A 26,926-nucleotide genomic window follows, 5' to 3' on the forward strand; every position below is an offset into this window, starting at 1 on the left:
ACGGGTGGCAGTAGGGAAGGGCAGTCAGTGCCCTTCCTGCTTCTCGTCAATCTGAGCGTAGCCTGGCTGGCCCGCATCGGTGCTAGGGTCATCCAACAGTTCGCGTTCTTCCTTGCGATCCGCGACAGGGAAATGGCGATGGTCACCCTGATCCGTACTGCGTTCAGGAAATTCCCCGAGGTTTTCCTGTAAGCGCGGGTCTTCGATCTGAACATCTGCCAACTCTGGCGATGGCAGATCTTCAACAGGCGTGCCCTCTGGAACGCCCTTGATGGAGATCAGGTCCGTTGCTTTATCCAGATAGGCTTCAGGGCCGCCGTCTGGCTTGCCGTCAGCTTCCCACAGTAACTTGGCTTCGCGGCGGATTGCTGCGTCACGTTTTGGATCTGCTTCGAGTGGGTTGTTGCTCATGATCAGAACTCCTGAAGGGTTGGGCGCAGGACAATCTCGTTGATGTCCACGTCGTCAGGTTGTGAGATAGCGAAAGCGATGGCCCTCGCCACGGATTCCGCCGGAATTGCAATCTTGTAGAACGCTTCAACATGCTGACGACTTTCGCTGTCGCCGCTGCCCGCTTTGAGTTCGCTCTCCACTGCGCCCGGTTCGATAGACGTAACGCGAAACGCGTTGCCAGCCTCCTGCCGGAGGCCATCGCTAATGGCCCGCACGGCAAACTTCGTTCCTGAATAGACGGTGCCTCCAGGGGCGAAGACCTTGATCCCGGCAACCGAGGACAGGTTAATGACATGTCCCGATTTCTGACGCTCAAAGATCGGTAGTGCTGCGGCAATGCCGTAAAGAACGCCTTTGATGTTGATGTCGATCATCCGGTCCCATTCGTCGACCATCAGTCGTTTCATGGGGGCAATCGCCATAAGCCCGGCATTGTTCACGAGGACATCAAGACGTCCGAAGTCCTGCTCAACGGCTTTTACAACGTCGGCAACGTTCTGGCGGTTTGTGACATCCAGTGTGTAGGCCCGTGCAGTTTGGCCAAGTGCTTCGAGTTCGGAGACAATTTCGTCCAGTCGGTCCCGGCGCCGGGCGGCAATAGCAACGTAAGCCCCTCGTGCTGCGAGATAACGCGCGGTTGCTTCACCAAGGCCGCTGCTGCCGCCTGTAATGAGAACAATTTTTCCTGCAATGCCTTCCATGTCAGGCCTCACGCACGCTTGATGTGATGCTTCAGAAACGCAACGCTCCGGCTCCAGGCCAGATCACGGGCATCCTGATTGAAGCTGGAACGTTCGGGGCACCCAAAGCCATGTCCAGCCTGGTCATAGAGGAAGACCTCGACTTCCGGGCGGCTTGCGCGAATTTTCTGAACGTCGCCTGGCGGAATAGACGCATCTTCTCCACCAAAATGGAGCTGCGTCGGGCAATGCGGGGCTGTGTCACAATGGTTGGCAATACCGCCGCCATACCATCCCACGGCAGCATTAAAGTGGTGCGTCCGTGTCGCAGCCAGCCAGGCGATGAGGCCGCCCCAGCAGAAGCCGATAATCCCGACTGGGCGGTGACCATCATCCTGTCTCAGTTTCTGCGCGCAGGCTTCCAGATCCTGCTGGATCAGATCTGGCGAAATGCCACTTCGAAATTCCAGCCCTTCCTTTAGGCCAGTCTCGTTGTACGCCAGAACCGTATGGGGTTTAACGCGGTCAAAGAGGGCAGGGGCCAGAACATGGAAGCCCTGCTGAGCCAGATCAGAGCAGACGTCCCTGATGTGTCCGGTCAGGCCAAAAATTTCCTGCACGACGACAATGGAGCGTGCGGATTCGGGGGAGCCCGTCTCCCATGCCTCGAATTCGTGACCGTCTGCTGCCTTGAGGCGAATCATGCGGCCCTCGGTCTTTTCTTGGGAATGCTTGTGGTCCATTGATTTCTGTCCAGTCTCTGTAACGCCGGAAAGGCAGATGCCATGAGCGACGTCATCAATCTCCGTCGGGAACGCAAACGCCGCAAGTCCGCAGAGGATGCGAAGGAAGCTGAGACCAATCGTCGTCTTCATGGCAGAACGAAAGGTCAAAAAATGGCGGATATGCTGGAGAAAAGGCGTTCCGAGGCCCTGTTAGACGGAAAGAAAATTTTTTCTGCCGAGGGCGATGGTTCTTGACGAAAACGGGTGGCGGCACTACCTCTCTTGGCACTCTCGATATGGGAGTGCCAACTGCGCTGCAGTAATTGAGCGCGTAACCCGGCCGCGTCGCTTTGTAGAAGGGCACGGCCTAAAATGGAGCGATCCATGACGACATTTCGTCCCCTGCATGACCGCGTTGTAGTCCGCCGCCTGACCGGTGAAGAAAAGACCGCTGGCGGCATCATCATCCCTGACACCGCCAAGGACAAGCCGACCGAAGGCGAGATCGTTTCCGTAGGCCCGGGCGCCCGGAACGAGCAGGGCCAGATCGTGGCTCTCGACGTCAAGGCAGGCGACAAGGTGCTGTTCGGCAAGTGGTCCGGCACCGAGGTGAAGATCAACGGTGAAGAGCTGCTGATCATGAAAGAGAGCGACATCATGGGTGTGATCGGCTGAAAAGCCGTCCCCGTTTCCTCTCGTTAAAAACCTCAACAGGAGATTAAGAACATGGCTGCCAAGGAAGTTAAGTTTGGTGCCGACGCCCGCGACCGTATGCTGCGTGGCGTTGATATTCTTGCAAATGCCGTCAAGGTAACGCTGGGCCCGAAGGGTCGTAACGTTGTTCTCGACAAGAGCTTCGGCGCACCGCGCATCACCAAGGACGGTGTGTCTGTCGCCAAGGAAATCGAACTGGCTGACAAGTTCGAGAACATGGGCGCTCAGATGGTACGCGAAGTTGCGTCCCGTACGAACGACCTGGCTGGTGACGGCACGACGACGTCCACGGTTCTTGCTCAGGCAATCATCCGCGAAGGTGCCAAGGCTGTTGCCGCTGGCATGAACCCGATGGACCTGAAGCGCGGCATCGACAAGGCTGTCCTCGTCGTTGTTGAAGAGCTGAAGAAGAACAGCAAGAAGATGACCTCCCCGGAGGAAATCGCTCAGGTCGGTACGATCTCCTCCAACGGTGAGCGTGAAATCGGTGAGATGATCTCTTCTGCCATGCAGAAGGTCGGCTCCGAGGGCGTCATCACGGTTGAAGAAGCCAAGGGTCTGCACACGGAACTCGACGTTGTCGAGGGCATGCAGTTCGACCGCGGCTACATCTCCCCGTACTTCGTGACGAACCCGGAGAAGATGACGGCTGATCTCGATGCGCCGTACATCCTGATCCATGAAAAGAAGCTGTCTTCGCTTCAGCCGATGCTGCCGCTGCTCGAGAGCGTCGTACAGTCCGGTCGTCCGCTGATGATCATCGCTGAAGACGTCGATGGTGAAGCACTTGCCACGCTGGTCGTGAACAAGCTGCGTGGTGGCCTGAAGATCGCTGCCGTCAAGGCTCCGGGCTTCGGTGACCGTCGCAAGGCCATGCTGGAAGACATCGCGATCCTGACGGGTGGCCAGGTCATCTCCGAAGACATCGGGATCAAGCTGGAATCCGTTACCCTCGACATGCTGGGCCGCGCTAAGAAGGTTCACATCGAGAAGGAAAACACCACGATCGTTGAAGGCGCTGGCAACAGCGACGACATCAAGGGTCGTTGCAACCAGATCCGCGCTCAGGTTGAAGAAACAACCTCTGACTACGATCGTGAGAAGCTCCAGGAGCGTCTTGCAAAGCTGGCTGGTGGCGTTGCCGTCATCCGCGTCGGTGGCAGCAGTGAAGTTGAGGTGAAGGAGCGCAAGGATCGCGTTGACGACGCCCTGCACGCTACCCGCGCCGCTGTTGAAGAAGGCATTGTCCCGGGTGGTGGTACGGCTCTTGCCCGCGCTTCCGTTGCTCTGAAGGGTCTGACCTTCGATAACGACGATCAGCGTATCGGTGGCGAGATCGTTCGCAAGGCGCTTCAGACGCCGCTGCGTCAGATCGCTGAGAACGCTGGTGAAGACGGCGCCGTGATCGCTGGCAAGGTGCTCGAGAACGACACCTACAACTTCGGCTTTGATGCTCAGAACGCTGAGTACAAGGACCTGGTTGGCGCAGGTATCATCGACCCGACGAAGGTTGTTCGTACGGCTCTGCAGGATGCCGCTTCGGTTGGTGGTCTGCTGATCACGACGGAAGCCATGGTTGCCGAACGCCCTGAGAAGAAGGCTCCGGCTGCTCCAGGTGGCATGGGCGGCATGGGCGACATGGATTTCTGATCCAACGCTTCAGATTTCCCGGCTGTCAAAAGCCGGGGAGTGTGTCGAATAGATACAAAAAAGCCGTCTCACCTCAGGGTGGGGCGGTTTTTTTTTGACTTATTTTGATATGCGTCCGACACATATGTGACCCTTATGCAACGCTTGTCACAAAACCATCACGTAACAATCTAATGCGTTGGAAGTTGGGGTGACACTTTCGCAATGAAATGTCTAAAGGGCGTCACTGCCTTTAGAAGGATTTCGTTTCATTATGATCGTATCGCGTCGCAATACGTTACTTTGCGCATCGGTGCTGGGGATGGGGGCGCTTTCGAGCGTTGCTTATGCTGCAACCGAAAGCACTCACACCTCCTCACATGTGCGCCACAAGACTGTGACTCATAGTCCGGTGCGTTCTGCTGCGACGCCTGCAACAACCGCTCCGGCATCGCTGGCTCGTCCAGTCGCAGCTCCGCAGTTTGCTGCGCCTGTAGCGGTCAATCGATCTCACGCTGTTCGTTCCATTGATTCTGGAACGCAGGAGAGCGTGGTTGTTACCGGTTCGGCTTTGGGAACCTCAAACAACACCAACGCCAACCCGGTGCAGATCGTTACTTCTAAGCAAATCCAGCAGACGGGTGCGACAACACTTTCCGATTTTTTTCAGCGTCTGCCGTCGGTAGGCTCCAGCAGCCAGCAGAACACTGACACCAACGGTGGTGGTGGTGTCAGCTGCACGGATATTCGTAACCTTGGTACGAACCGCGTTCTCGTTCTGATCGACGGAAAGCGCGCCACGCTGAACAGTCAGACGTCATGTTTTGATATGAATGCTGTTCCCATCCAGCAGGTGGCGAGTGTCGAAATCCTGAAGGATGGTGGTTCAGAGCTTTATGGTGCGGACGCGGTGTCAGGCGTCATCAACATTAAGCTGCGTCACGATCTGGATACCGGCAACATCACGATACGCGGTGGAATCACGGGGCATGGTGATGCGCCGCAGGGCGTAATTTCCGGCTTTAAGGGGTTCAACTTCGACCACGGCAAGGGTAACGTCACCGTGTTCGGTCAATACATGACGCAAGGTGGGGTGCGTCAGCGCAACCGTTCCTGGTCACGAAATAACATCCAGATCGGAAATGATGCTGATCCTTCCCAGAACCGGTTTGGATCGAGCTACTCGCCATATGGCTCGTTCTTTGGTGCCGAAAATGCCTACCGGAGTGATCTGAACGGCAATCTGGTTCCGGGAACAAGGCGCTACAATTTTGCGCGCGACACATCCCTGACAAACAACCTTCAGGATGCCACCCTGAATGGTGACGCGCATTACGACGTTAACGAACATTTCTCGCTCTATTCGAATGTGATGTACTCACATTCGAACTCCATGACCAACATGGCAGCTGAGCCTGTGCAGGGTGGACTGTCTGCAACCGGGCCTTACCCGACGTCCGTCACCATCCCGTCGAACTACCCAGGCAACACGACGGGTGAGGATCTCCAGATGCTTCGCCGCTATAATGAGTGGGGCCCTCGTGAGACGCAGACAGCCAGCGACACGCTAACGGCCAAGGTTGGCGCACAGGGCGTGATCTACAAAGGCTGGAAATACGACATCTCGTATACGTATGGCTCAAATATGTATACCTACCAGCAGAGCAACATGGGCAGCTATCCGGCCCTGCTGAACAGCTATGGTCTGGAGCCGACGAACTTCGGCGATCCGGATTCTGGCATGACGTATAATTCCAATCTGTGTGCATCGACGCCGAATTGTGTGGCGGGAAGCCCATTCTCCTCGCTTTCCCCCGCTGCTGCACAGTACTCCAACCTTAATACCACGACGCATGGCCATTATCAGCTTCGTGATCTTAACCTGCGTATCCATAACGATCATGTCGTGAAGATGCCGTGGGCTAATGGTGGCGATGTCGGTATCGCGATGGGTATGGAGCATCGCGGCGAACAGCTGACCTATACACCGGACCCGGCTATCCAGGCAGGGACGGCGCTGACGAACCCGCAGGGCGTGACGTCAGGCGGTTTCAACGTGACGGAAGGTTACCTCGAAGGGAAGGCGCAGCTTCTCAAGAACGCTTTCCTCGCTAAAGATCTGACCGTTGACGCTCAGGGTCGCTATTCGTCCTACAACACGTTTGGAGGCGTCAAGAACTGGAAGGCTTCCATCGACTGGGCTCCGACGCGTGATATCCGTTTCCGCGGTACGATCGGAACCTCGTTCCGCCAGCCTAATGTTAATGAGCTTTACGGTGCGCAGGCCTTGAGCTACGAGACATCGCTTGATCCATGCGCTGGAGCCTCTAATCCGGTTGTCGTTGCCAGCTGCATGAGGGCAGGCGTGGCGAATCCTGCCACGTTTACACAGCAAGGTGCAGGGCAGGTGGCGACTATTCAGGGTGGTAATACAAAGCTACGCCCTGAAGCGGGCAGGACTTACACATTTGGTGCAGTTCTGACGCCGCGCTGGATCCCGAACCTGTCTACCTCGGTGACGTTCTGGCATTACAATGTCAGTTCTACGGTTGGCTCACTTTCAACGAACTATATTCTAAATAACTGTTACGACGGCTCCAATACTGCGCTTTGCAACTTGGTAAGTCGCTCAGCTAACGGACAGATTGCGCAGGTCATGGCTGTAGGTCAGAACCTGGGTACTATGAACACAAGTGGTATTGACTGGGATTTTGACTATCGGATCCGTCTGACAAGCATGGATTCCATTACGATTAGCAATAACTTGCAGAATCTGGTCAATTTCTCCCAGCAGCAGACGCCGGGCGGCCCGTATTATCACTACACCAACGCGATCTATTACCCGAACGGCACATCCAACCCGCGCTGGCGTGATTATGCCACCGCGACATGGCAGCATGGTCGGTTTTCGTTCACTTATATGGCAAACTACACCGGTGGCCTGCATTACAACGACACCTCGTCGTTCATGCAGATGTCTGATGGGTATGGTCGTGTAAAGGCACCCGCAATGGTGCAGCAGGACATTGCCCTCGGCTACCGCTACAACTCGTGGAACTTCACGGGGGGTATCAACAATATCACGGACAAGGCTCCGCCATTCTTCCCTGATGGCGCAACGAATACCGACGCTTCGACCTATTCGTCGTTCGTTATCGGACGTAATTTCTGGTTGCAGATCAGCAAAGACTTCTAAGTTCGACTGTCATTTGACCAAATGACAAAGCAAAACCCGCAGCTTCTTATGGGACTGCGGGTTTTTTCTTTTAGCGGTCTTTGAATCTTCTGCTTGTACTTTGTTCAAAAATGCGTGGTAGAAAAAATCGTTTAGGGCGCATCCAACCTTCTGCTCTTCCAGCAAAAGGCGGCTCTGTCTGGCCAAAATGGGGGAAGAATTTGAAGTGTGCCAGCTGCTGTGGCTACGGCGTCGTCTTCTCGGAAGACGGGCACTGAAACAGCTGGTTAGAAGAGCTGGAACTTCCTGTGCGGCATGAACCGCTGGTCTTCTGACTATCCGGTCACACTAGCAAAGCGGTGAAGTTTACATCGCCGTTCTCTATGTCACACTGTCGTTCGAAGAAGTTGGTAACGGAGGGGGCAGAAACTCCGCAATATCACTGATGGTCTCTGCTAGACTTAGCCGGCGGACCTCAACACCATTCGGGAAAGCTGAGAGCAGGCGAGACGGCATTCGGCGATCAAGCATCACGAAAACACCCCTGTCGTCGCCCCTCCGGATCAGGCGGCCGAAAGCCTGTCTTAAGCGCATTCTGGTAATGCGATCGTCATAATCACCAGGTCGTCCTTCAGAGAGAAGGCGGCGTCTCTCGCGATGCAGGATATCCGGGCGCGGCCATGGTGTCTTTTCAAACACCACCATGCGTAATGCTTCTCCCGGAACGTCCACACCATCCCGCATAGCATCGGTGCCCAATAAGCAACTGTGGGTTTCCGTGCGGAAGACATCGACGAGTGTCGCGTTGTCCATCGCATCAACATGCTGGGCATATACGGGGAAGCCCTGAGCCTCCAGCGGCTCGTTAATGCGACGATGGACCTCGCGAAGCCGACGGATTGCCGTGAAAAGCCCAAGAGCTCCCCCACCCGCTGCTTCGAATAGTGCTCGAAATGCATGGGCAAGAGACGCAATTTCGGCGGAAACGTCGGTCACAACATAAGCGCGTGTCTGCTTGGCGTAATCGAACGGGCTCATGAGCGAAGCGCGGATTGGTGGCTTCATGAAATGCGTGGCCCCAAGCCGCAGCTCGGCCGCGTGCCAGCTTTCTTCTCCATCTTCTGAGCCGGTCTGATCGCGTAAAGTGGCAGATGTCAAAAGCAGACCGTGAGCTGGGGTCTGAATAGTCGACGCAAATGGAATTGTCGGGTCCAACCAGTGACGATAGAGGCCAACGTCATGGTCCCCCTGCGCCCCACGTGTTCTGGGAAGACGTTCAGTCCGGATGAAATCAATATGGACGGGTGTCAGGTCAGGTTCAGGGGGCGTCTGAAGGGCATCCAGCATTCCGACCCAGCCTGTAACGCGGCTGATGGCGCGGCGATGCAAAGTCCGGATGAAAGCCTCGATCCGCTGGCGCGTGGGGGCTTCCATTTCCGGATCGTCTTCTACTGTTGCTTCAAGCCGTTTTGTCAGCTGGATCAGTGGGGTTTGAAGGCGCCGCAACGCTCTGGCCAAGTCCACTGCGCTCGTTTGCACTGTATCATTCGTGGGGTGCAGATCGCACTCGGTGGAGATGTATGTGGTGTCCTGTTGCGGGCCTTGGGTGCGTCGGGCTTTGAGTTGATGGTCGAGGGCCTGAAGAAACAGTTCGGCAGGGTTGTCCAGTTCCGGCTCGGGTGCCATGAGCGGGAGAAACGCGGGTGCTTCGTCTTCCTGAGGAACCGGCGCGTCCATTCCGTTTTTCAGTCTTACGCTCCAGCCCGGAGCTGGTAGCGCTCGCGCTGCTTGCAGCACGGCATGCAGTGGAGCGTCTATTGTCGGAATACGTTCAACCAGATCATCAAGGCGCCGCAGGAGTCCGCGTGCTCTGGATCGGCTTCCTTCTGCACCCAAGAGCCAGCGTCTGAGTTCGGCTGTTTCAAGCCCTGACAGAACCATGGCAAACGCGCTGTCTGCTGCTTCAGGGACGTGGTGTCCTTCATCGAAAACATATCGCGTTGGCGTCGCATCTTCATCGGGGAGGCCGGGGGGTGCGAGGGCAGTCCAGGCCGCCTGCGACATGACAAGCGCATGATTGGCGACGACAAGATCTGCCTGTCTGGCACGACGAATACCATGTTCCACGAAACAGGTTTGGTAATGCGGGCACGCAGCATGGATGCATTCGCCACGCCGGTCTGCCACACCGTGCAACGTACCCTGGCCGAAGAGATCGCCGAACCATCCCGGAAGGTCGCCGCCCATCAGATCACCGTCGCGGCTCGCTTCAGCCCATCGTGCGAGAAGACTGAGGGGTAGCAGGGCCGCTGCTCCGTCATTCCCCCGAGAGGTGGCGGCATTGAGCAGATCCTCCATATTCAGGAGGCACAGGTAGTTCTCACGTCCTTTGCGGACGACGACCTTTTGTCTCAGCGTTGCCTCATCGGGATAGAGACGATGAAGTTCCTGCTCGATCTGCCTTTGAAGATGTCGCGTGTAAGTGCTGACCCAGACGGCTCCATCATTCTGCTCGGCCCACAGGCTTGCAGGCGCAATATAGCCAAGGGTCTTTCCCGTGCCTGTTCCGGCTTCGGCAAGTACGACATTGGGTGATCCGAGCGTTTCCCGGGGCTCGAAAGCCGCAGTGGCAACAGACGCAAAGTCAGCCTGTCCGGGGCGTGCTTCTGCATTCTTGCCAAGGATCTGGCGTAGTCTTTCACGCGCGGCCTGCGGCGAAACGGGCTGGCTGCCGGGAGCCGGTCTGGGGGCTGTTTCCTCCCAGCGTGGCAGGCGGCGCCAGACGCGTACGGCATCATAAGGGTGCGCACTGCCCGGATCGGAGGCGGAGCCAATGGCATCGGCCACTTCGCCACTCCAGATCCAGCCGGCGCGCGTCAGCGGGAGCAGGAGGGCCCGTAAGCGCTTTCCTTCAGGAGTATCAGCTTTTTCCCGTAACTTGCCGAGAAGGGTCTCGCAGAGCAGCGGCAGGAGGTCCGCCGTAGTGATTTCTGGTGGCGTCAGTCCAAGTGCGATAGCCAGTCCACGCGGTGTGGGGGCGACGGTTGTGGCGGGACACACGAACAGAAACAGATCCAGAAGATCAAACCACGGGACGGGCTGGGACAGCGGCGTAAGATCGAGGGCGCGCAGGGCTGCTGGGCCATGAACAAGAAGCGGAGGAGGAAGTTGTGACAGCTTCTCCCGTACTTCGTCAGCGGGAAGATCCAGAAGCTCACCATCGGGTGTCAAAAGGGAGGACAGGCCTCGTCTCGCGACAAGAGCAGGTGCGTCAAACGGAGATGGGAAAGATGGCAAGCGCGGCATTGCGGTCAGTCTAACTGGAAGGATAGGAGCGAGCGAGTGCTTTAAGGAACAGACCGTGAAAGAACGAGGTTGCGTATGCTGTCATGTCACTGCCGGGAGGGTGTTGACACATTTCGTCATGGTTTGACGCCTGTGCAGAAACTTCGTTTGCTCTCGTACTGCTTGACCCGGGATACGTGTCTGCCTACGTTTTCCGGTAATCATGCACAATTCCAGAACACATAACATTCCGCCCCTCGCACCTGACGCGCCGTTGCCAAAGGCATGGCCGTTCGAAGAGGCAAAAAAAATTGCCGCGCATGTTGGCGCGCGCGACCCAAAAGTGCCTGCCCTGCTTGAGACGGGATATGGCCCGTCCGGGCTGCCGCACATCGGTACGTTTGGCGAAGTGGCCCGTACGACCTGGGTTCGGCAGGCTTTTGAGGCTCTGACAGGCCGTCCGACCCGCTTGCTCGCGTTCTCGGATGACATGGACGCCTTGCGCAAGGTTCCAACGAATGTGCCGCAGCAGGAACTGCTGGCAAAGCACCTGGGTCTGCCTCTGACCCGCGTTCCCGACCCTTTCGGTGAATACGAAAGTTTCGCTGCTCACAATAATGCCCGCCTGCGCCAGTTTCTTGACGGTTTCGGCTTCGACTACGAATTCGCGTCCGCGACGGACTATTATACGAGCGGGACATTTGATGCTGCACTTCAGCGGATGCTCGAAGTGCATGATGAAGTTGTTGCGACTATTATTCCGACACTTGGTCCGGAGCGCCGCGCGACTTACTCCCCTGTTCTGCCGATTCACCCTGAAACGGGGCAGGTGATGCAGGTCCCGATCATCAAGGTGGACCCGGATGCAGGTACAGTTGTCTGGAAGGACGAAGCCGGCAAGACGTTTGAAACATCCGTCTTTGGTGGACATGCCAAGATGCAGTGGAAGGCCGACTGGGCCATGCGCTGGTATGCTCTGGGTGTCGATTATGAAATGTCGGGCAAGGATCTGATTGATAGCGTGAAGCTGTCTTCGAAGATCTGCCGTATTCTGGGCAAGCAGCCGCCTGCCGGACTCACCTATGAACTGTTCCTTGATGCTCAGGGTCAGAAGATCAGCAAGTCCAAGGGCAATGGTCTGTCTGTCGAGGAGTGGCTGCGTTACGGCACGCCGGAAAGCCTCGGCCAGTATATGTATCAGCAGCCTACGCGTGCGAAGCGTCTGTTTTTTGACGTTATTCCCCGCGCAACGGACGACTACCTGACATTGGTTCAGAAGGCTGAGACGCAGGAACCGGTAGACCTGATGGCAAACCCGGTCTGGTTCATTCACGGTGGAACTGTACGCCCGGAAGATACCAGCCCGGTTTCCTACACAGCGCTGTTGAACCTCGCGAACGTGGCAAACGCAGACAATCCGGAGACACTCTGGAAATTCCTGCGTCGCTATGACGAGACGCTGTCGCCAGAAACGCATCCGTATGTCGACAAGCTCGTTCGTTGTGCTCTGACGTACTTCCAGGAGCAAGTGTACCCGAACAAGGTCTATCGTGATCCGTCCGAGACCGAACGAAAGGGGCTTGAAGACCTGGCTGTCGCTCTGGAACGGCTCCCTGTTCATACGTCTCCTGGCGATGTGCAGGATGTCGTGTTCGAGGTCGGCAAGCGCTACTTTGAGAAGTCTGAGCTGCGCTCCTGGTTCGGTTGCCTGTACGAAGTGCTGTTGGGTCAAAGCGAAGGCCCGCGCTTCGGCATTTTCGCGTCACTCTTCGGTTTGCCTGAGACTGTGGCCCTGATCCGGGGTGCACTGGCTCGCCCGGCTGCCGGGACCTCTCAGGTCTGACGTCGATGTGCCCGCCTCGGGAAGACGACTGGCAAAATGATGGGCTTGCTCTCGACGCGGACGACGAGAGCGGGCCTGTCAAAAGCCGCTGGAAATTACTGCTGACACGTGCTCCGGCAATTGTCGGGCTCGTGCTTTTGATTGCCGCTGTGGTGGTGATCTGGCGTGAGCTGCACAATCTTTCCCTGCGGGACATTGCCAGAAGTCTCAGCGATATTCCGGATGGTGCGCTTCTGGCGGGAGCCGGGGCGACGCTTCTGTCGTATTTTATTCTATCGTTTTATGATCGCTTGGCCTGTCTGCATGTCCGGGCCAATGTGTCGTTCAAGCGCTCATCTTTTGCGGCGTTCTGCTCTTACGTCCTCTCGCATAACCTTGGCTGTGCAGCGATTTCGGGTGCTGCGGTGCGGTTTCGGCTTTATCGGAGCTGGGGTGTCGCCCCTGCGGATATTGCCCAGATCATTGCCTTCTGCTCAGCAACCTATCTGCTGGGAACCCTCGCCTTGGTCGGAAGCATTCTGACCATTGAGCCGCATGCCATTCCGGTTCTGTCCCATCTGCCCGCTTTTCTGCTGCGGCTGGCTGGTCTTGGATGCTGGGGTATTCTGGCTGCGTATGTCGTTTTCTCTCGTATTCGTCGACATGTAAAAATCTGGCGTTACGAGATTGAAATTCCCAGCACGGGTATAGCAATCGCGCAGATTGCAGTCAGTGCCGCTGACATGGCTGCCACCGCTCTGATTGCTTACAGTGTGCTGCCGCCGTTGCCTCCGGAAGCCCATTTTGGCTTCGGGACATTCCTTGCCATTTATATCGCGTCTTACACAGCAGGGCTGGTTGCTAGCGTTCCGGGAGGGCTGGGCGTTTTTGACAGTGCCATGCTTCTGGCATTGCGGCCATATCTTCCGGTCCCGGAAATTATGGGCGCGATCCTCGTTTTCCGCCTGTTTTACTACATTATTCCGCTGGTCATGGCGGGTCTGATGTTTGCCGGGCATGAACTGTTCCTGCGTGGAGAGCAGGCATTGGTTTCTGCTGGGCAGGCACCAAGGCGTATCCGTCCGAGCCAAGTGGTTCGGGAGTCTGAAGCGGACTTCTCTGTCACCATTGCAACCAGCGTTCAGGCTGTAGCCGGAATTCTTCTCGTCTTTTATGCGCTGGTCGCTGAACTGCCACCTTTGCGGACGTCACTCGGTGCTGCGGTTTCGCAGATTGCAGACTTGTTCCTTACCGTATCGGGCGTTGCTCTTGTTGGGCTGGCTCTAGGGCTTTCCCAGCGCGTCGCTCTTGCATGGAAGGTTTCTCTGGGCGTTCTGGGTGCATCGGTTGTCTTGCTGGTGCTTCGTCATGCGCCATGGGAAGCTCCGGTAGCGCTGGGCCTTGTCATGCTACTGATCGCACCGTTCCGGAATTGCTACTACCGTAGAGCGCACCTTCTCGTAGCTCCGTTGACGCCAGCCATGCTGGCGCCAATGTCTTTGTGGGCGCTAGGCCTTGTTGGCGTAGGTTGGGTTGCTGTGCAGCGGCATCTGGGTCCAATCTGGTGGCGCTCCATGATTTATGACGCGCACACGGCGATCGGGCGGTGGTTTCTTGGGCTGTCTGCGCTTTGCGGTCTGTTTGCGCTTTGGGTGGGAATGCGGAGAACACGCATTCGTTTTGAGGCTTGGAATGCGGAGAACGAAAGCCATTATCGAAGCCTGTCTCATGCTTTGCAGGAACTTGGACCGCATCGCCCGAGTGGCTTGCTGCATGACGAAGCAGGCCGAGCCGCCATTCCATTTTTCCGTACAGGTCAGTTCATTATTGGCCTCGGCGATCCGGCAGGAGCCGAGCGTAACTGTATTGCGGCTATCTGGCGGCTAAGGGATCTGGCACGTCAGGAAGGCCGAAAACTTGCATTTGTGCGTGTTGGCCAGTCTCTGATGGCGGTTTATAATGACCTGGGTCTTACGGTCTGTCTGGAAGGGCGGGCAGGGACGATCTGCTGTTTTTCCGAGGACTATCGCATGATCCGGGCTTTCCTCATGGGAGAAGAGCGGCGGGCTCGTAAGAAGCGGGCGTCGTGTCGTCCAGATGTTGCATCAGGCACCACAGGTTCATGAGCCTCCCTCCCAGTCTGGGTAATGCGGTCAATAGTTGGCTGATTGCATTTCCAGCACTGTTTTCGATCATCAATCCCCTTGGTGCGTCTTTGATTTTCGCTCAGGCGACAGAGGGGCGGACACGCAAAGAGGTTATCGAACTGGCGCGGCTTGTCGCGCTGAATTCTCTGGCGATCCTCCTGGTGTCCATCTGGTTTGGCAGCTGGATTCTGAGTTTCTTTGGCATCAGTATGAATGCCCTGCGCATTACTGGCGGTCTTGTTGTGGCCTCGCGCGCGTGGGTCATGCTGCAGCAGCCGGAGACAAGTGAAGCCCGGAAAGAAAAGCAGGCTCTTCAGGGTGGTCGAACCGTTGCTGCGCCTGATCTCAAAGAACGCGCTTTCTTTCCGCTGGCCATGCCATTCACCGTGGGGCCAGGGAGCATCTCCGTAGCAATCGCTCTGAGCTCTTCATGCCCGCCGCATATGCCTGCGCCGGATTATTATATGGGCGTATCAGCAGCGGCGACTGCCATGGGCATCGTCGTTGCCATCGCGTATGCCTATGCGGAGCGGATCGTTTCGATGCTTGGTATCACTGGCGCGCGGATTGTCAGTCGTTTGGCCGCGCTTATTCTTCTGGCTATCGGAATCCAGATTTTCATCTCAGGCGTACAGGGCGTTCTTGTTGATACTTTACGTCTGGCTCGACACTGATATTTCAATCGGAACTGAGTATCTTCTGGACCTGTTCCCGAAGGGCAGGGATGACTTCTTCCTGAAACCAGGGCGCCCTTTTTTCCCAAACACCCGTTCTCCATGATGGGTGAGGCAGTGGAAAATAATTCTCAGGCAGATAATGGCGAAAATTCCTGACACGCTCCGTGACTGACCCGCGACCCAAGACGTGATGCTGGGAATAACTGCCAACCAATAATGTAAGGCGGAGAGCGGGCATCAGGGACAAAACCCGCTTCCTCCAGATTGGTGCGCATTCCGGGCGCGGCGGGCAGTCTCCTCCTTTAGGGAGTCTCCCCGGATAACAAAGTCCCATAGGCAAAATTGCGACTTGCCGAGTATCGTAAAATACCTCTTCCGAGAGGCCGAGCCATTCTCTGAGGCGAACTCCGGACGGATCCTTGAAGGATGTGTTGCTGAGGTGAGCTTTGGTTCCAGGCGCCTGGCTCGCGATCAGAAGCCTGGAGGTCGCTGAAACATGGATCAGCGGGCGTGCGCCAAGTGGAAGGTGCTCCTCACAGACTTGGCACGAACGGACCTCGCGGACTAGGGCTGTGAGACGATCTTGTGTCGTTGGGCTGGAAATCATTCATCCTCAGGAAGAAGTGGCATTTCAGGGTGCCAGGCATATTCGGCCTGCGCGACATAGACGTGCTGGTCGTAACCGCGGAGACTCTCAAAGAGCGTAACGTGCTCGACAGGCATTGGCTTACTTCTGAAGAGATTATGTCTCTGAACCCAGCGAGCTGCGTCAGCTCTCTGCGTTGTTGCGAGATGGCCGAGAGTGACGCTGGGTTGGAAGCGGCGTTTGGCAGGCGCGCATCCTGCTTTTCGGAGTGTTTTTTCCACTTGTGCCTGAAGCGTCTCCAGAGCGGCAGATCGTTCGATGCCGATTGTCAGGCTGTCAGCTGTCATGCCCTCTCGCAGCCCGGCACCCGAAAACGAGATATCGAACGGCTTCCAGGATAGTCGGGAAAGGGCGAGATCGATCTCGCCCATCACATAGCGATCGGTAATTTCACCAATGAAGCGCAACGCCAGATGGTAATTTTCCGAAGGCACCCATTGCACGCCAGGGAGCGTTCCACGGAGGAGAGCAAGCGCTTCGCGCTGGGAGGGGGAGAGGTCGAGTGCGACAAAAAGTCTCAAGAGGCTCGTTTCCCGAGGAAATGAAACACAGATATGAAGGGTCTTCTTGACCGTACAGTGAAAAGCCCCACATTCAGGGAAAGTACGAGCGAGCTTGTAAGGTTCGTCAAGCGCCCTTTTTAAAAGGGCCTTTTACTGGAAAAGGTGTCATGGCTTTTAATTCCAACTTCGGCAGGGCCGGCACTCAGGCAGGCGCAGGCAGTCTCGATGCCGGTCTCCGCGCCTATATGTGCCGCGTCTTCAACTGGATGGCGATTGGCCTCGTTGTCACGGGGCTCGTTGCTTATGGCGTGGCGGAAACCTCTCTGCGCACGCTGTTCTTTCACATTGCAGAAACTTCAAGCGGCGCATTTGTGCTGCGGCCCACATTCCTGGGCGGCATCATGATCTTCGCGCCTCTGGCGTTCGTGATGGTCCTGTCCTTCGGGATCAACCGGCTGTCGCGCCCCGCAGTGCAGGCGATCTTCCTACTCTTCAGTGCGACGATGGGGGCCAGTATGGCCAGCTTGCTGCTGAGTTATACGGGTGTTTCCGTCGCACGGACGTTCTTCATCAGTGCGGCAATGTTCGGCGGTATGGCTCTGTGGGGATACACCACGGGGGCGAACCTTCTTCGACTCGGTTCCTTCCTGTTCATGGGCCTGATTGGCCTCATGATCGCGATGGTTGTGAACATCTTCCTGCACAGTGCACCGCTGGCAATGCTCGTTTCTCTAATCGGAGTTGCGCTTTTTACAGGTCTTGCGGCTTACGATACCCAGCGTATCAAGATTAACTACCAGCAATATATGTCGTTTGCGTCTTCGGATGATATTGCTCGACTAAGCATTTACGATGCGCTGTCGATGTATCTCAATTTCGTGAACCTCTTTCAGTTTCTTATTCAGTTCACGGGTGTACGCTCCAGTAATAGCGACTGACAGTACATTAGCGTTACTCGAAAGTTTCCAGAGGGAGCGACAGTCAATGTCGCTCCCTTTCTTGTTTGCGGACTAAAAAGGTCTTGAATTATTTCCGTCTCATTCGGGAAGGTTTACATTAAAAAATTGTAACTTTATCGTTTAATGAAAGCGGTAATGAAATCAAATGTGGCGAAAAACAGCCATTTGCAGGGGAGAGAGGGTCATGCCCCATCCCTCACGAAATCCGTGATAAGCCTTGTCTTCCGGGCGATTCAGGCAGAAAAAACCTGAGGAACCGGGACAGTCGTGTCCCATGCTGAATGAATTTCAGGATCGGATCTTTGATCCGGTTCCTGACGTCAGGATACGAACGAGAAAGGCAGCAGACTATGGCAGCGTTCGGCAGCTCTGATGCGGCCCTTATCGTGTCAAACCGTTTCCCGGCGAATACTCCATGCCGGAACGGATGATGAAAGCAGGACCGATGAAAAAACTCTGGCGATATCTCCCAGCGTTGCCGGCGCTGATGCTATCGGGTTGCACGGTTGATCTGCTTCAGCCGCGCGGTCCGATCGCAGAAATGAACCGCGATGTTATGGTGGCAGAATTTGTCATCATGATGTTTGTTGTGGTTCCGACCTGTATCGCAACGCTTTACTTTGCTTGGAAGTATCGTGCTTCCAACACCCAGGCCGAGTATCTGCCGACCTGGGATCACTCAACGAAGATTGAGTATGTTATCTGGGGCGTACCTTCCCTGATCATTATCGCTCTTGGCGCGATCAGCTGGTACAGCACCCACGCTTACGACCCGTACCGCCCAATCCAGACGGCTGATAATGTTAAGCCGCTGAACGTTCAGGTGGTCTCTCTCGACTGGAAATGGCTGTTCATCTATCCGGATCTGGGGATCGCAACGATCAACCAGCTGGATGTCCCGACGAACACGCCGCTGAACTTCCAGATCACCTCTGACACCGTCATGACGTCTTTCTTCATCCCGCGTCTGGGATCGATGATCTACTCCATGCCAGGTCAGCAGACGCAGCTGCATCTTCTTGCAACTGAGTCCGGTGATTATCTGGGTGAAGCTTCCCAGTTCAGTGGTCGCGGTTTCTCTGACATGAAGTTCCGCACCCTCGCCATGGCGCCTGAAGAATTCAGCGCCTGGGTCGAGAAGGTGAAGAGCGGCAGCGAAAACCTCGATGACACGACATATCCGAAGTATTCCGCCCCGCAGGAAGCTGCGCCGGTTCAGTACTTCGCGCATGTCCAGCCGGATCTCTTCGACGGCATCGTCGCCAAGTACAACAATGGCATGATGGTTGAGAAGACGACGGGCAAGGTCATGCATATGCAGTCCGCTTCCAGCGCTGCACCGTCCGACACTGGCATGAAGGAATAACCGACAGATGCTCGGAAAACTCTCCCTTTCAGCCATACCTTTCGATGTGCCGATTCTTGTCGGCACATTCCTGGGTGTGGCTGTCATCGGCCTTGCCGTGCTGGGTGCCGTTACTTACTTCGGTAAGTGGGGTTACCTGTGGCGTGAATGGCTGACGACAGTCGACCATAAGCGCCTTGCCGTGATGTATATCATCCTGGCAATTGTCATGCTGTTCCGCGGTTTCGCGGACGCCATCATGATGCGTACCCAGCTTGCGCTGGCCTATGCCGGTAACCCTGGTTACCTTCCGCCACACCACTACGACCAGATCTTCTCCGCTCACGGCACGATCATGATTTTCTTCATGGCCATGGCGTTCATGACGGGGCTGCTCAACCTGGTGGTGCCTCTCCAGATCGGTGCGCGCGACGTTGCGTTCCCGTTCCTGAACTCGCTCAGCTTCTATATGACGCTGGTCGGCGCCCTTCTGATCAATCTTTCACTGTTCATCGGTGAGTTTGCTCAGTGCGGTTGGCTGGTTTACCCGCCTCTGTCCGAGATGCAGTTCAGCCCGGGCGTCGGCGTTGACTACTACATCTGGGCCGTTCAGATTTCCGGTGTCGGAACGCTTCTGACGGGCGTGAACTTCTTCACGACCATCGTTAAGATGCGTGCTCCTGGCATGGGCTGGATGCAGATGCCGGTCTTCACTTGGACAGCGTTCTGCACGACCGTGCTGATCATGGTGTCCTTCCCGGTTCTGACGGTTACGCTGGCACTGCTCAGCCTCGACCGTTACCTCGGCATGCACTTCTTCACGAACGATGCCGGCGGCAACGTCATGCTGTATCTGAGCATGATCTGGACCTGGGGCCATCCGGAAGTTTACATCCTGGTCATCCCGGCCTTCGGTGTTTTCTCTGAAGTTACCTCAACGTTCTCCCGCAAGCCGCTCTTCGGCTACAACACGATGGTTTACGCTACGTGCTCCATCATGGTGCTGTCGTTCGTCGTGTGGGTGCATCACTTCTTCACCATGGGCGCAGGCGCCAACGTCAATACCTTCTTCGGTATCATGACGATGGTTATCGCAGTCCCGACTGGCGTGAAGATCTTCAACTGGCTGTTCACCATGTATAAGGGACGTGTTGAATTCACGGCTCCGATGTACTGGACGATCGGCTTCATGATCACCTTCTCCATCGGTGGCATGACGGGCGTCATGATGGCCATGCCGGCCGCTGACTGGATCCTTCACAACTCCCTGTTCCTCATTGCCCACTTCCACAACGTCATCATCGGCGGCGTGTATTTCGGTTACATTGCAGGTATGGGCTTCTGGTTCCCGAAGGCTTTCGGCTTCAAGCTGAACGAAGCCTGGGGCAAGCGCGCGTTCTGGTGCTGGTTCGTTGGCTTCTATCTTGCCTTCGTTCCGCTGTATGTCCTCGGTCTCGAAGGCATGACGCGTCGTATGAACCACTACGACAATCCGGACTGGCGTCCGTGGCTGCTGATTGCAGAAGCTGGTGCGGTTGTTATCGCTCTGGGTATCGTCTGCCAGCTCACGCAGCTTTACGTCTCCATCCGTGACCGTAACCTGCCGGAAAACCTCGACCTGACGGGCGATCCATGGGGTGGCCGTACGCTGGAGTGGTCCATTTCTTCTCCGCCGCCGGCTTATAACTTCGCAGTGATCCCGGACATTCACGGTCTGGACACGTTCCACACCGAGAAGCAGCTTGGCCGTCGTGCACACAACAAGCCGCTTGCTCCGATCCACATGCCGAAGAACACCGCTGCTGGTGCCTTCATCGGTGCGTTCGCCTTCATCTTAGGCTTCGGTGCAATCTGGTACATCTGGTGGATGGCTGGTCTTGGTCTGATCGGTATCGCTGTCACCATGATCATGCGCAGTGCAAACCGTGATATCGACTACTACGTCCCTGTCAGCGAAATCGAGCACAACGAGGAAGTTTATTCCCGTCGTATCGCCGCTGCTCAGGCAGCAGAGTAAGGGGGGCATAGCTAATGGCTCACGAAGCAACCATGTCGCCTCTGGCACACGCTGACGGTCACGACCACGAGCATCACCACGAGAGCCCGAACGTCTTCGGTTTCTGGCTCTACCTGATGACCGACTGCATTCTCTTCGGGTCGATCTTTGCTGCTTTCGCAGTCCTCCGGAACCAGTACGCCGGAGGCCCTTCGGGGAAAGAACTGTTCGATCTGACGAATGTCGGGATTGAGACGGCTATCCTGCTGTTCTCGTCCATCACCTACGGCTTTGCCTCGCTTAGTGCGCTGGCAAAGAACAAGGGGATGGTTCTTCTGTGGCTCGCCGTGACGTTCGTTCTGGGTCTGTCTTTCGTTGGTCTTGAGGTGACTGAGTTCACCCACATGATCGCAGAAGGAAATGGTCCTGACCGTTCTGCATTCCTCTCCGCGTTCTTCACGCTGGTTGGAACGCACGGTCTGCACGTCACCTGCGGTCTGATCTGGATGGCAGTTCTGATGGTCCAGATGATGGGCCCGCAGGATCTGTCTCCGCGGATGATGGACAAGCTGACTTGCCTCAGCCTGTTCTGGCACTTTCTGGACATCGTCTGGATCTGTGTTTTCTCCTTCGTCTATCTCGCAGGTGTGATGTAATGGCCCAGGCACATACAACCCACGATGGTAGCCACGGCTCCTATCAGTCTTACATCATCGGGTTCGTTCTTGCGGTCGTCCTGACTGTTGCGTCTTTCGCAGCAGTCATGACACACGCACTGGCCCCGGGGATGGCACTTGCAGCTCTTGGTGTTCTTGCGGTCGTTCAGATCGTGGTTCACCTGGTGTTCTTCCTTCACCTGAACACCAGCAATGAGCAGAGCTGGAACCTGATGTGCTTCATCTTTGCAGCAGCATCGGTCATCGTCATTGTCGGCGGTACGCTGTTCATCATGCATGACACGGCCATCAACATGATGTCCCGCTAAGATCCTTCAAAGGATCACGGCAGGAAAGGCTGGCGGGAGAAAACCTGCCAGCCTTTTTTAATGCCTGCTTTCTGGCTCGGAAGGGCCCTGCTGCATTCTACGTCTTTGCAGTCGCAGGCTGAGCAGTAGCGCAATAAAAAAGCCCGGCACTATGGCCGGGCTTGATGTCTTTAAGGCAAAGAGGTCTCAGTCCTTGTGAGGAGCCTCTGACAGCATTGCTGCCTTGCCGGGCTTGTCCTTCCACTCTTCCGCATCGGCCGGCTGCTCGCCCTTGCGGGTGATGTTCGGCCACTGGGCGGCAAGACGGGAGTTGATCTCGATCCAGGGAGCTGCACGGTTGTCGCTGTCCGGGAAGATGGCTTCTGCCGGGCACTCAGGTTCGCAAACGCCGCAGTCAATGCATTCGTCCGGATTGATGACGAGGAAATTTTCTCCGGCATAGAAGCAGTCTACGGGGCAAACTTCCACGCAGTCCATGAACTTGCACTTGATGCAGTTTTCCGTGACCACATAGCTCATTGGTGTCTCCGATCCTCATTCGGGCCCGGCTGTGCGGCCCAATTTCATATTGTGCGGGATGATATGCGAAGGATTGGCCTAGGAAGCAAGCTTCTTAGGCTCTTCTTTCACGATCTCGTATAGCTGGGATGCTTCTTTCGCGGGGCCGCGCCTCTCTCCAAGGTCCAGAACGCGCCAGACACGGACGTCTTCCCCTGGGCTGAGAGGGGGGAGGGTAACCACATCTCCTACTCTCAACTTGGCATGTGGCTTGCTGGTCGGCTGTCTGTTCACCCGGATGCGCCCTTTGCCGACAATGGTAGCACAGAGCGGGCGTGTCTTGGCGACACGGGCGTAATACAGCCACTGATCCAAACGCTGATAGGCATCACTCATGGGGCGGCACGATCTCTCAGAATGGCCAAAGCGGCGAAAGGGCTGTCTGGTCGGACAATGGGGCGTCTTGCGTTGCTGGCCGCTCCTGACGGTCTGGACTTTCTGCGTGTTGCTTGATTGCGGCGGTCAGCCAGAAGCATCAGTGGTGCAGGTGGCCCAGCATGCGTTTGGCTGGGAGAGCACGGTGGTTTGTGGGCAACGCCAAGGGCGCCAAGAACCTCTGGAAGAAGGTCGGCTTTGAGTCCAAGGCGTGAGGCGAGACCGACAGGAGCGGGATGATCCCGCTTGCGGGTCAATTGCTCCAGCTCTTTAACAATACGTTCGGCGATATCGAGTCTAACCCCTGTCTTGGCTGCCTGCAGCCAGCCTGGAACGCCTTCCACCATATGCCATGGCAACGAGACACGACCGGCTGGCGGAGGCATCAGGGGAAGGCCAAGGCGAAGTTGTGTGAGAAGTGTCAGAAGGGCCGATGCTCGTGGACGCAGAAGTGCGGGACAGAAAACGGCAAAACGACCCACTTCCACGCCGAGCTTCCGCAAGGCGCGTTGAGCTGGTGGCGGAAGGGACTGATCTGACGGCAGGACAGAAGAGATACCGCCATCTTCATGCAATCGATGAAGAATGCCTCTGAGTTGAGGCTGATCCGTTACGGCGCTCTGCGCTTTGTAGAGAACGGAGAGATCCCGTTGAAGCGTGCTGTCCACATATCGGAGAAGGCGCTGCTCAACCTGAATTCGCTGATTGGTGTCAGTGAACTCAGCGGAAAACAATCTGACGGCTGGCTGCAGAAACGTTTTTCCAGCCGTCAAACGGCCGAGGGGAATGTTGTCCCACGATAGAATGCCGGTTTCTGTTTCAAGGGACAGAGCACTATCTGGCGTTTCTTGAAAAAGGCGGACCCGACGTGGAATTTCCTGCAGAAGAGCTTTGCGCCCGGCTTTGAGAACGATCTGATGATCAGGCCCGTTTGTGGTGTCTGTTTGGAGAGAAAAGCCACGGATCTTGCCGATGCTGTGGCCTTCAACAATGACCTCTCCGTCTGCGGTGACGGCGGACAGGAGATTGCGATCTGTCTCAGCATCCAGCCGGCGAAGCAGAGACGTGGCGCGCCGGTCTACAAAGCGGGACGTCAGGCGCTCATGCAGCGCGTCTGAAAGCAGGTCTTCTACTTCCCGGGCGCGTTGTTGCCAGACAGATGAGTGACGGCTCCATTCTGTTCTGGCGGCCACATAAGAGCAGACCCGTACGCCCGTCAGGCGATGCATCAGGGTATCAATGTCGCCTTCGGTGCGCGCGAAACCCTTGATGTGTCCTTCCATCCAGTTTGCCGGAACAGCGCCATCTTTGAGGATATGCAGGAACAGGCGTGCGCAGAGCCGTGTATGGCTGTCATCGCCAAGTTTGCGAAAATCGGGGATCTGGCAGACTTCCCAGAGAAGAGACGTCGCACGCTTTCCTTTGGCGACCTCCCGAATTTCCGGGTCAAGTATCAGGGATTCAAGGGTCACAACGTCAGACGCAACGCGGCCTGCCATCAGGCCGCGGGAGGGCGGCGCGACCGTAAGGCTGGCGAGAAGAGCCCGGGGATTGCTGAAATCCAGTGCGTGATTGCGCCAGTAGAGCCGTTGAATCGGATCGAAGCGGTGCTGTTCCACGGCATCTATGGTTGCGGCAGACATGGGCGGACAATCAGCCGTAGTGCCAAATGTACCGTCCTTCATGCCCCGACCTGCTCGGCCGGCAATCTGTGCTATTTCCTGCGGGAAGAGCGGGCGGGGTGTTGTGCCGTCAAATTTGGAAAGCTGGGCAAGCGCAACATGGTCCACATCCATGTTTAACCCCATCCCGATGGCATCGGTGGCCACCAGGTAATCGACTTCCCGGTTCTGGTAGAGCTCGATCTGGGCGTTTCGCGTCCGCGGGCTGAGTTGCCCCATGATGACGGCACAACCACCTCTTCGGCGCCGTATGACTTCGGCCAGAGCATAAACTTCTGACATCGAGAAAGCCACAATGGCTGATCGGGGCGGAAGGCGAGAAAGCTTGGTTGGTCCGGTGCTGACGAGACTCGACAGGCGTGTGCGTGTGTCGATTTCGATTCCGGGCACCAGTTTTTGCAGCAGGGGGCGAATTGTTTCCGCACCCAGGAAGAGTGTCTCTACGGTTCCCCGGGCGTGAAGAAGGCGATCCGTAAAGATGTGTCCACGGTCCGGGTCAGACGCGAGCTGGATCTCATCGACAGCGACGAACTCGGCTTTTCGGTCCAGTGGCATAGCTTCGACCGTGCAGGAGAACCATCGCGCACCTGGAGGAACAATTTTTTCCTCACCTGTTATAAGGGCGACGAAACGCTCCCCTTTGGCCGCGACCAGACGTTCGTAGTTTTCGCGCGCAAGAAGGCGCAACGGAAAACCGATGATGCCGGAGGAATGAGCCATCATGCGAGTCAGGGCATAGTGCGTCTTGCCCGTATTGGTTGGGCCAAGTGCCGCACGGACGCTTGCTGGCATGATATGATGAGCGGAATGGTTACCGCGGTGTGCACCCTTCATGTGTGAATGGTCGGGTGCCTGCGGAACAAAAGCAAGCGTTCGAGCCAAAAGGTTCGATCTTTTAAGGAAAGAGGTTCATGAGTTCTCACATCCAGCTCCCTTTTGTTTCCGCCAGCGAGGCTCCAACACCCCGCGTTGTACATCTGGTGAAAGCACAGGATGCCAAGACGATTGCCGGTCTCTTGGGAGAGCACGCGTCTTTTCTGACGGCGCAGGGGTTCAAGGCAAAAGATGGCGCTTTTACGCTTCTGCCCGGTGACGGTGGGGCGGGAGCGGCTCTACTCTGCGTCGATGAGGGGCGCCTGAATGACCCGACAGCCTTTGGTGTGCTGGGAACGGTTCTTCCGGAGGGTGACTGGAGCCTTCTGCCGCACGGGATGGAAAGCGCCGTTCAGGAAACTGCTCTTCTCGGGTTCGCCATGGGAACATATCAATATCGTGTTGGGGTCGTGCGGTCATTCACCACGCGATTGGTTGTTCCGGACGACGCGGCTACCGTTATTGCCTATGCGAAAGCAAACTGGTTTGGCAGGGATCTGATCAATACGCCCGCCAATCTGCTTGGCCCGCAAGATTTGGCCCTGTCGGCTTATCGGGCTTTAGAAAATCGTGGAGCAGACGTTCGTATTGTTGAGGGCGATGACCTGAAGGCCGCATATCCATGTTTGGCAGAGGTAGGTGAGGGGTCTGAACGCAAGCCTGCTGTCGTCGTTGCTCGCTGGAAAGCCCGTGAAGGCGCGCCACGTCTGTCTCTTGTTGGGAAGGGCGTGTGCTTCGATACGGGGGGATACGACCTGAAGCCCGCAGCAGGCATGCTGCGTATGAAAAAAGACATGGGTGGTGCGGCCCTGCTTCTGGCCGTCATGTGCGCGGCGATTGATCTGCAACTGGATGTGGATCTGGAACTGCGTCTGGGATGTGTGGAGAACAGTGTGTCTGGCCATGCCATGCGCCCCGGCGATGTTCTGCGGACGCGAAGCGGAAAAACGGTCGAGATTGGCAACACGGATGCAGAGGGGCGTCTGGTGTTGTGCGATTTGATAACGGAAGCCGCTGAATCTGCCCCAGATTACATTGTGGACGCTGCAACCCTGACCGGCGCTGCGCGCGTAGCTCTCGGTCCAGACCTTCCAGCGGTGTTTAGCAACAGTGATGAACTGGCTCAATTACTGCTCGAATCGGGCTCAGATACTGCTGATGCTTTGTGGAGATTGCCACTCTGGCATGGCTATGACGCATGGCTAGATAGTAAAATAGCCGACGTCGGAAATATAACATCCAAACCAATGGCTGGCTCTATTACAGCGGCTCTCTACCTTCAGCGCTTCGTCCCGGAGGGGCAAAAGTGGCTGCATATAGACACTTACGCGTGGAATGACGCCAATTCTCCAGGGCGGCCAGAGGGTGGCGAGACGCTGGCACTTCGTGCGCTTCTTAAAATGATAACAAACATTCGCAGGTCTTCGTGAAGTGAAGAACCTGACGGGAAGGTGATCCTTAACGAACCGTAATATGATTGTCTTAAAACTATGGGGTGTAAATCTGCTTCTGATAGGGCATACGGCCTTCCATGTTCGAAAGCTGCTAGCCGCAGCATAAATCGTTTTGAAACCCGCATACTTGCGGATGCGTTTCAAAACACCAGATGTAGAAGACCAATGCTCAATCCCATGATGGGGTGAGCCACAGATGTAACCCCTCGGGCCGGCAAGGCTCGATTGTTCTTTTTCCTGTTG

22 protein-coding genes are annotated in these 26,926 nt (G+C 56.3%); 13 read left to right on the forward strand and 9 right to left on the reverse strand.

Features of this window, described 5'->3' with window-relative positions:
* Positions 1–24 precede the first annotated feature (24 nt).
* From KP702_RS02920 to KP702_RS02930, 3 genes are read right to left on the reverse strand one after another with little or no spacing between them, the layout of a single operon-like run.
* The gene (locus KP702_RS02920; protein ID WP_202206584.1) at positions 25–411 is read right to left on the reverse strand and encodes a DUF2934 domain-containing protein; all 387 of its coding nucleotides are present in this window, start codon (positions 409–411) and stop codon (positions 25–27) included.
* Positions 412–413: 2 nt separating this feature from the next.
* On the reverse strand, positions 414–1,154 hold the full coding sequence (locus KP702_RS02925; RefSeq protein WP_202206585.1) for an SDR family oxidoreductase: 741 nt from the start codon (positions 1,152–1,154) through the stop codon (positions 414–416).
* 8 nt (positions 1,155–1,162) lie between these two features.
* Positions 1,163–1,876 (reverse strand): dienelactone hydrolase family protein, encoded by a 714-nt coding sequence (locus KP702_RS02930; protein WP_202206586.1) that lies wholly within the window; start codon positions 1,874–1,876, stop codon positions 1,163–1,165.
* A 42-nt stretch (positions 1,877–1,918) separates the two neighbouring features.
* Between KP702_RS02930 and KP702_RS02935 the strand changes: the two genes are divergently transcribed.
* From KP702_RS02935 to KP702_RS02950, 4 genes are all read left to right on the forward strand, one after another.
* Complete coding sequence (locus tag KP702_RS02935; RefSeq protein ID WP_202206587.1) at positions 1,919–2,113, forward strand: DUF4169 family protein; 195 nt, start codon at positions 1,919–1,921, stop codon at positions 2,111–2,113.
* Between the two features lie 129 nt (positions 2,114–2,242).
* A complete protein-coding gene (gene groES / locus KP702_RS02940) occupies positions 2,243–2,533 on the forward strand; it encodes a co-chaperone GroES (protein WP_046899653.1) in 291 nt (96 codons plus the stop codon).
* 51 nt (positions 2,534–2,584) lie between these two features.
* A complete protein-coding gene (gene groL / locus KP702_RS02945; protein WP_064274005.1) occupies positions 2,585–4,222 on the forward strand; it encodes a chaperonin GroEL in 1,638 nt (545 codons plus the stop codon).
* 253 nt (positions 4,223–4,475) lie between these two features.
* Entirely contained in the window at positions 4,476–7,397 is a 2,922-nt protein-coding gene (locus tag KP702_RS02950; RefSeq protein ID WP_215768473.1) for a TonB-dependent receptor domain-containing protein, read from the forward strand.
* Between the two features lie 360 nt (positions 7,398–7,757).
* Here KP702_RS02950 and KP702_RS02955 read toward each other — a convergent pair whose 3' ends face one another.
* A complete protein-coding gene (locus KP702_RS02955) occupies positions 7,758–10,682 on the reverse strand; it encodes an ATP-dependent DNA helicase (RefSeq protein ID WP_215768474.1) in 2,925 nt (974 codons plus the stop codon).
* Positions 10,683–10,884: 202 nt separating this feature from the next.
* Here KP702_RS02955 and KP702_RS02960 point away from each other — a divergent pair, with 202 nt between their 5' ends.
* Genes KP702_RS02960 through KP702_RS02970 form a run of 3 tightly spaced genes read left to right on the forward strand, consistent with a single transcriptional unit; the run spans position 10,885 to position 15,304 of the window.
* Complete coding sequence (locus KP702_RS02960; RefSeq protein WP_202206590.1) at positions 10,885–12,504, forward strand: lysine--tRNA ligase; 1,620 nt, start codon at positions 10,885–10,887, stop codon at positions 12,502–12,504.
* Between the two features lie 5 nt (positions 12,505–12,509).
* Positions 12,510–14,609 (forward strand): lysylphosphatidylglycerol synthase domain-containing protein, encoded by a 2,100-nt coding sequence (locus tag KP702_RS02965; RefSeq protein WP_202206591.1) that lies wholly within the window; start codon positions 12,510–12,512, stop codon positions 14,607–14,609.
* A complete protein-coding gene (locus KP702_RS02970; protein ID WP_046899648.1) occupies positions 14,606–15,304 on the forward strand; it encodes a MarC family protein in 699 nt (232 codons plus the stop codon). Before KP702_RS02965 ends, KP702_RS02970 begins: the two co-directional genes overlap by 4 nt.
* 4 nt (positions 15,305–15,308) lie before the next feature.
* Here the strand turns inward: KP702_RS02970 and KP702_RS02975 are convergent, their stop codons facing one another.
* Entirely contained in the window at positions 15,309–15,914 is a 606-nt protein-coding gene (locus KP702_RS02975; protein WP_215768475.1) for a uracil-DNA glycosylase family protein, read from the reverse strand.
* The gene (gene thpR / locus KP702_RS02980) at positions 15,911–16,474 is read right to left on the reverse strand and encodes an RNA 2',3'-cyclic phosphodiesterase (RefSeq protein WP_215768476.1); all 564 of its coding nucleotides are present in this window, start codon (positions 16,472–16,474) and stop codon (positions 15,911–15,913) included. Before thpR ends, KP702_RS02975 begins: the two co-directional genes overlap by 4 nt.
* 149 nt (positions 16,475–16,623) lie before the next feature.
* On the opposite strand from thpR, the gene KP702_RS02985 reads away from it, so the two are divergent.
* From KP702_RS02985 to cyoD, 5 genes are all read left to right on the forward strand, one after another.
* On the forward strand, positions 16,624–17,394 hold the full coding sequence (locus KP702_RS02985; protein ID WP_202206594.1) for a Bax inhibitor-1/YccA family protein: 771 nt from the start codon (positions 16,624–16,626) through the stop codon (positions 17,392–17,394).
* Between the two features lie 448 nt (positions 17,395–17,842).
* Positions 17,843–18,781, forward strand: coding sequence for a ubiquinol oxidase subunit II (gene cyoA, locus KP702_RS02990; RefSeq protein WP_046899644.1), 939 nt, complete (start codon positions 17,843–17,845; stop codon positions 18,779–18,781).
* 7 nt (positions 18,782–18,788) lie between these two features.
* The gene (gene cyoB / locus KP702_RS02995) at positions 18,789–20,777 is read left to right on the forward strand and encodes a cytochrome o ubiquinol oxidase subunit I (RefSeq protein ID WP_202206595.1); all 1,989 of its coding nucleotides are present in this window, start codon (positions 18,789–18,791) and stop codon (positions 20,775–20,777) included.
* Between the two features lie 14 nt (positions 20,778–20,791).
* Positions 20,792–21,412 (forward strand): cytochrome o ubiquinol oxidase subunit III, encoded by a 621-nt coding sequence (cyoC, locus tag KP702_RS03000; protein ID WP_046899642.1) that lies wholly within the window; start codon positions 20,792–20,794, stop codon positions 21,410–21,412.
* The gene (gene cyoD / locus KP702_RS03005) at positions 21,412–21,741 is read left to right on the forward strand and encodes a cytochrome o ubiquinol oxidase subunit IV (protein WP_046899641.1); all 330 of its coding nucleotides are present in this window, start codon (positions 21,412–21,414) and stop codon (positions 21,739–21,741) included. Before cyoC ends, cyoD begins: the two co-directional genes overlap by 1 nt.
* 186 nt (positions 21,742–21,927) lie before the next feature.
* Here cyoD and fdxA read toward each other — a convergent pair whose 3' ends face one another.
* The 3 genes from fdxA to KP702_RS03020 all read right to left on the reverse strand — a co-directional run bounded on the left by fdxA (position 21,928) and on the right by KP702_RS03020 (position 25,190).
* Entirely contained in the window at positions 21,928–22,260 is a 333-nt protein-coding gene (gene fdxA / locus KP702_RS03010; RefSeq protein ID WP_202206596.1) for a ferredoxin FdxA, read from the reverse strand.
* A gap of 78 nt (positions 22,261–22,338) precedes the next feature.
* On the reverse strand, positions 22,339–22,635 hold the full coding sequence (locus tag KP702_RS03015; RefSeq protein ID WP_202206597.1) for an RNA-binding S4 domain-containing protein: 297 nt from the start codon (positions 22,633–22,635) through the stop codon (positions 22,339–22,341).
* Positions 22,632–25,190 carry a helicase-related protein gene (locus KP702_RS03020; protein WP_202206598.1) on the reverse strand — a complete coding sequence of 853 codons (2,559 nt, stop codon included), beginning with the start codon at positions 25,188–25,190 and terminating at the stop codon, positions 22,632–22,634. The genes KP702_RS03015 and KP702_RS03020 overlap by 4 nt, the downstream gene beginning before the upstream one ends.
* A 77-nt stretch (positions 25,191–25,267) precedes the next feature.
* Here KP702_RS03020 and KP702_RS03025 point away from each other — a divergent pair, with 77 nt between their 5' ends.
* Positions 25,268–26,659, forward strand: coding sequence for a leucyl aminopeptidase family protein (locus tag KP702_RS03025; protein WP_202206599.1), 1,392 nt, complete (start codon positions 25,268–25,270; stop codon positions 26,657–26,659).
* The last annotated feature ends 267 nt before the right edge of the window (positions 26,660–26,926 follow it).

The organism is Gluconobacter sp. P5B12 (genome assembly GCF_018812035.1).
In the GTDB taxonomy this organism is placed as follows: Bacteria; Pseudomonadota; Alphaproteobacteria; order Acetobacterales; family Acetobacteraceae; genus Gluconobacter.

Bases quoted from the DNA above. Each gene is read 5' to 3' on its own strand.
- KP702_RS02920 (WP_202206584.1), bottom strand. From the start codon at position 411: ATGAGCAACAACCCACTCGAAGCAGATCCAAAACGTGACGCAGCAATC.
- KP702_RS02925 (WP_202206585.1), bottom strand. From the start codon at position 1,154: ATGGAAGGCATTGCAGGAAAAATTGTTCTCATTACAGGCGGCAGCAGC.
- KP702_RS02930 (WP_202206586.1), bottom strand. From the start codon at position 1,876: ATGGACCACAAGCATTCCCAAGAAAAGACCGAGGGCCGCATGATTCGC.
- KP702_RS02935 (WP_202206587.1), top strand. From the start codon at position 1,919: ATGAGCGACGTCATCAATCTCCGTCGGGAACGCAAACGCCGCAAGTCC.
- groES (WP_046899653.1), top strand. From the start codon at position 2,243: ATGACGACATTTCGTCCCCTGCATGACCGCGTTGTAGTCCGCCGCCTG.
- groL (WP_064274005.1), top strand. From the start codon at position 2,585: ATGGCTGCCAAGGAAGTTAAGTTTGGTGCCGACGCCCGCGACCGTATG.
- KP702_RS02950 (WP_215768473.1), top strand. From the start codon at position 4,476: ATGATCGTATCGCGTCGCAATACGTTACTTTGCGCATCGGTGCTGGGG.
- KP702_RS02955 (WP_215768474.1), bottom strand. From the start codon at position 10,682: ATGCCGCGCTTGCCATCTTTCCCATCTCCGTTTGACGCACCTGCTCTT.
- KP702_RS02960 (WP_202206590.1), top strand. From the start codon at position 10,885: ATGCACAATTCCAGAACACATAACATTCCGCCCCTCGCACCTGACGCG.
- KP702_RS02965 (WP_202206591.1), top strand. From the start codon at position 12,510: ATGTGCCCGCCTCGGGAAGACGACTGGCAAAATGATGGGCTTGCTCTC.
- KP702_RS02970 (WP_046899648.1), top strand. From the start codon at position 14,606: ATGAGCCTCCCTCCCAGTCTGGGTAATGCGGTCAATAGTTGGCTGATT.
- KP702_RS02975 (WP_215768475.1), bottom strand. From the start codon at position 15,914: ATGATTTCCAGCCCAACGACACAAGATCGTCTCACAGCCCTAGTCCGC.
- KP702_RS02985 (WP_202206594.1), top strand. From the start codon at position 16,624: ATGGCTTTTAATTCCAACTTCGGCAGGGCCGGCACTCAGGCAGGCGCA.
- cyoA (WP_046899644.1), top strand. From the start codon at position 17,843: ATGATGAAAGCAGGACCGATGAAAAAACTCTGGCGATATCTCCCAGCG.
- cyoB (WP_202206595.1), top strand. From the start codon at position 18,789: ATGCTCGGAAAACTCTCCCTTTCAGCCATACCTTTCGATGTGCCGATT.
- cyoC (WP_046899642.1), top strand. From the start codon at position 20,792: ATGGCTCACGAAGCAACCATGTCGCCTCTGGCACACGCTGACGGTCAC.
- cyoD (WP_046899641.1), top strand. From the start codon at position 21,412: ATGGCCCAGGCACATACAACCCACGATGGTAGCCACGGCTCCTATCAG.
- fdxA (WP_202206596.1), bottom strand. From the start codon at position 22,260: ATGAGCTATGTGGTCACGGAAAACTGCATCAAGTGCAAGTTCATGGAC.
- KP702_RS03015 (WP_202206597.1), bottom strand. From the start codon at position 22,635: ATGAGTGATGCCTATCAGCGTTTGGATCAGTGGCTGTATTACGCCCGT.
- KP702_RS03020 (WP_202206598.1), bottom strand. From the start codon at position 25,190: ATGAAGGGTGCACACCGCGGTAACCATTCCGCTCATCATATCATGCCA.
- KP702_RS03025 (WP_202206599.1), top strand. From the start codon at position 25,268: ATGAGTTCTCACATCCAGCTCCCTTTTGTTTCCGCCAGCGAGGCTCCA.